At 75.6% G+C, this 3,733-nt stretch carries 2 protein-coding genes; both read left to right on the top strand.

What is annotated here, in order from left to right; translation table 11 throughout:
- The first annotated feature begins 509 nt into the window (after positions 1–509).
- Complete coding sequence (locus B7L92_RS32670; RefSeq protein WP_081240902.1) at positions 510–1,964, top strand: acyl-CoA synthetase; 1,455 nt, start codon at positions 510–512, stop codon at positions 1,962–1,964.
- Entirely contained in the window at positions 1,957–3,384 is a 1,428-nt protein-coding gene (locus tag B7L92_RS32675; protein ID WP_081240903.1) for a carboxyl transferase domain-containing protein, read from the top strand. The genes B7L92_RS32670 and B7L92_RS32675 overlap by 8 nt, the downstream gene beginning before the upstream one ends.
- The last annotated feature ends 349 nt before the right edge of the window (positions 3,385–3,733 follow it).

Genomic DNA, 3,733 nt, shown 5'->3' on the forward strand with positions numbered 1-3,733 from the left:
CAGATGAACACTGCGGATCCGTGCACCCAGCTGAGGCCAGAGCAGGACGCAGAAGCCATTCCCCACCCCGCTCCTGGCTAGGTCCTGATGGAGCGCGGAGAGCCACCGCTGGTACCGGTACGGCCCGCCGTGGCCGCGTCACTGGTCGGCGTGGCCGGCGCGGAGTCACTGGCCAACGGTTCCCGTCCGGTCCCGGTGCCCATGATGGCGACCGGTCCGGAGAGCCACGGATCAGGGAGGTCCTGACATTCACCGTGGACATCAACAGACGGCGGCGATCACCAGGTCGGCCACCCGACGGCGCGGCTCGCGGCCGGCGCTGATCACCGCGGCACGGATACGGCCGCAGACGCGGGCGTCGCGAGTGACCGGGGCGGGGCGGCGGTCGGGGTCGGCTGCTCCGGAGCCCGGCGGTGGTGTGGACGGTGACGGTCGTGACCGGCTTGGGTAGGACGTCCAGGCAGCGACCGCGCCGCCTCACCGGCAACGAGATCCAAGGAGTACGCCGCGTGTCCTCTCTCTTCCCGGCCCTGACCGACACCTCGGCCGCCGGCCGGCCCGCCCTGCGGTTCGGCGAGCGCTCACTGACGTATGGGGAACTCGCCGCGGCGGCCGGCGCGGTGGCCGCGGGGCTCGGGGCGGCGCGCCGGGTCGCCGTCTGGGCCACGCCGGCGCCGGAGACCGCGGTGGCCGTGACCGCCGCGCTGGCCGCCGGGGTGCCCGTGGTGCCGCTCAACCCCAGGTCGGGCGAGAAGGAGCTGGCGCACATCCTGGCCGACAGCGCCCCGGACCTGGTGCTCACCGCACCGGGCGCGGAACTCCCGCCCCCGCTGCGGGAGGTGCCCCGCCTCGACGTCGACCCGGACGGCGGGGCGCCGGGCGGGCTCCCCGAGGAGCGGGCGGGCGACGAGGACCCGGCCCTGATCGTCTACACCTCCGGCACCACCGGCCCGCCCAAGGGCGCCGTCCTCCCCCGCCGCGCGGTCGCCGCGACCCTGGACGCGCTCGCCGACGCCTGGCGGTGGACCGGTGACGACGTCCTGGTGCACGGGCTCCCGCTGTTCCACGTGCACGGGCTCGTCCTCGGCACGCTCGGCCCGCTGCGCCGCGGCGGATCCGTGCGCCACCTCGGCCGGTTCACCACCGAGGGCGTGGCGCGCGAGCTGAACGGCGGCGCGACCATGCTGTTCGGCGTGCCGACGATGTACCACCGGATCGCGGAGGCGCTGCCCGGCTCCCCGGAGCTGGTCGAGGCGCTGGCCGGGGCGCGGCTGCTGGTGTCGGGCTCCGCCGCGCTGCCGGTGCACGACCACGAGCGGATCGCGGCGGCGACCGGACGCCGCGTCGTCGAGCGGTACGGCATGACGGAGACCCTGATGAACACCAGTGTCCGCGCGGACGGCGAGGCCCGCCCCGGCACGGTGGGCGTGCCGCTGCCGGGCGTTCGGCTGCGGCTGGTGGAGGAGGACGGGGCACCGGTGGCGGCGCACGACGGCGAGACCGTCGGCGAGATCCAGGTGCGCGGGCCGAACCTGTTCACCGAGTACCTCAACCGGCCGGACGCCACGGCCGCCGCCTTCACCGCCGACGGCTGGTTCCGCACCGGCGACATGGCGGTGCGCGACCCCGACGGCTCCGTCCGGATCGTCGGCCGCAAGGCCACCGACCTGATCAAGAGCGGGGGTTACAAGATCGGTGCGGGGGAGATCGAGAACGCGCTGCTGGAGCACCCGGGCGTGCGGGAGGCCGCGGTCACCGGGGAGCCGGACCCCGACCTGGGCGAGCGGATCGTGGCGTGGGTCGTCCCGGCGGATCCGCAGTCCCCGCCCGTCGCGGAGGAGTTGGCCGAGCACGTCGCCCGTCGTCTCGCCCCGCACAAGCGCCCGCGCGTCGTCCACCACCTCGACGCCCTCCCCCGCAACGACATGGGCAAGGTCATGAAGCGGGCGCTGCGCCATGGCTGACCCGGCCGGGCGTCTCTCCGCCCGCGAGGCCGTCGCCCTGGTCACCGACGACTTCTCCGAACTGCCCGCCCCCACCAGGACGTCCGCCCCGGACGGCCCCCTCGCCTGGCCCGGTTACGACGCCGCCCGTGCCCGCGCCGCCGAACGCACCGGTGAGCAGGAGTCCGTGATCTGCGGCGACGCCCGCGTCGAGGGCACCCGGGCGGTGCTGATCGCGTTCGAGTTCGGCTTCCTCGGCGGCTCGCTCGGCGTGCGCACCGGCGACCGCCTGGAGGCGGCGTACGCCCATGCCCGCGAGCACCGGCTGCCGGTCGTCCCGCTGATCGCCACCGGCGGCAGCCGGATGCAGGAGGGCATGCTCGCCCTCACCCAGCTCCAGCGCGTGGCCCGCGCGTCGGCGCTCCTGAGGGAGACGGGGCTGCCGCAGATCGCGGTGGTGCGGGACCCGACGACCGGCGGCGGCTGGGCCACCCTGGGCGCGGGCGCCGACGTGGTCCTCGCCCTGCCCGGGGCCCAGGTCGGCTTCGCCGGCTCACGGGTGCGGCCGGCGGACGCGGACCCGGCGGCGTACACGGCCGAGGCGCAGGTGGCGGCGGGGGCGGCGGACGCGGTGGTGCGGCCGGGGGAACTGCGGCAGACGCTGGGGCGGTGGCTGCGGCTGCTGACCCGCCCGTCGGCCGCGCCGGCCCCGCCGCCCGCGGCCCTGGGCGCACCGGACCTGCCGGCCACCGGCTGGGACGCGGTCCGGCGCGCCCGCGCGCCGCACCGCCCGCGCGCCACCGCCTACCTGGACGCCTACTTCACCCACCGGGTCGCGATCGGCGGCGACCGCTGCGGCGGCACGGACCCCGACGGCATGCTCTGCGGTTTCGGCGAGCGCGAGGGCCGTACGGTCGCCTACGCGGCGCAGACCGGGGCGGCGACCCGTCCCGCCGGGTACCGCACCGCCGCCCGGCTGGTCCGGCTCGCGGACCGGCTCGGCATCCCGGTGCTGACGCTGGTGGACACCCCGGGCGCGGCCAACGACGCGGAGGCGGAACGGCAGGGGGCGGGAGCGGCGATCGCCGATCTGTTCGGCGCGGTGGCCGCCGCCCGTACCCCGGTCACCACGCTCGTCGTCGGCGAGGGCGGTTCGGGCGGCGCGCTGGCCCTGGCCGCCCCCGGCAACACCTGGGCCACCCCGGACAGTTACTTCTCGGTGATCGCCCCGGAGCTCGCGGCGGCGATCCTCAAGCGCTCCCCGGCGGAGGTCGAGGCCACGGCCGACCGGCTCCGCATCCGGCCGCAGGACCTGGTGGAGCTGGGAGTCGTCCGGGGCATCGTCGGAGCCGGAGCCGAATCCGGAGTCGAACAGGGGAGCGCATGTTCCCCGGAACAGGTGATCGTCACCCGTGAGGGCGGACGCGACTCAAGAGGTTGACGATACTCACGGTGTGCGAGCGACGGGCTGCAGACCGTGATCGCACGGGTCCCGACTGACGCATCACCGCAAGGAGAACGCACGATCATGAACCTTCTCACCGACGTCCTCGCCGGCCTCGTCCACTTCATCGGCTGGCTGGTCTGACGTACGAGGAAGAAGCGACCGCGGCGCCGTCTCCCCGTCCCAGGGAGGCGGCGCCGTTCGCGTGCCCGGCGTCCGTAACCCATGTGCCGGACCAAGCACCTTGCGTAGCATGGGAGTTCGTCTGCGTCACACACGGCGGGGGAGCGCGCGGCACCATGGACGGGTTGATGCGGTTCAGGACCGAGGACGGCACCGCGGTGGT

Origin of the sequence: Streptomyces viridosporus (assembly GCF_002078235.1) — a bacterium.
Taxonomy (GTDB): domain Bacteria; phylum Actinomycetota; class Actinomycetes; order Streptomycetales; family Streptomycetaceae; genus Streptomyces; species Streptomyces viridosporus.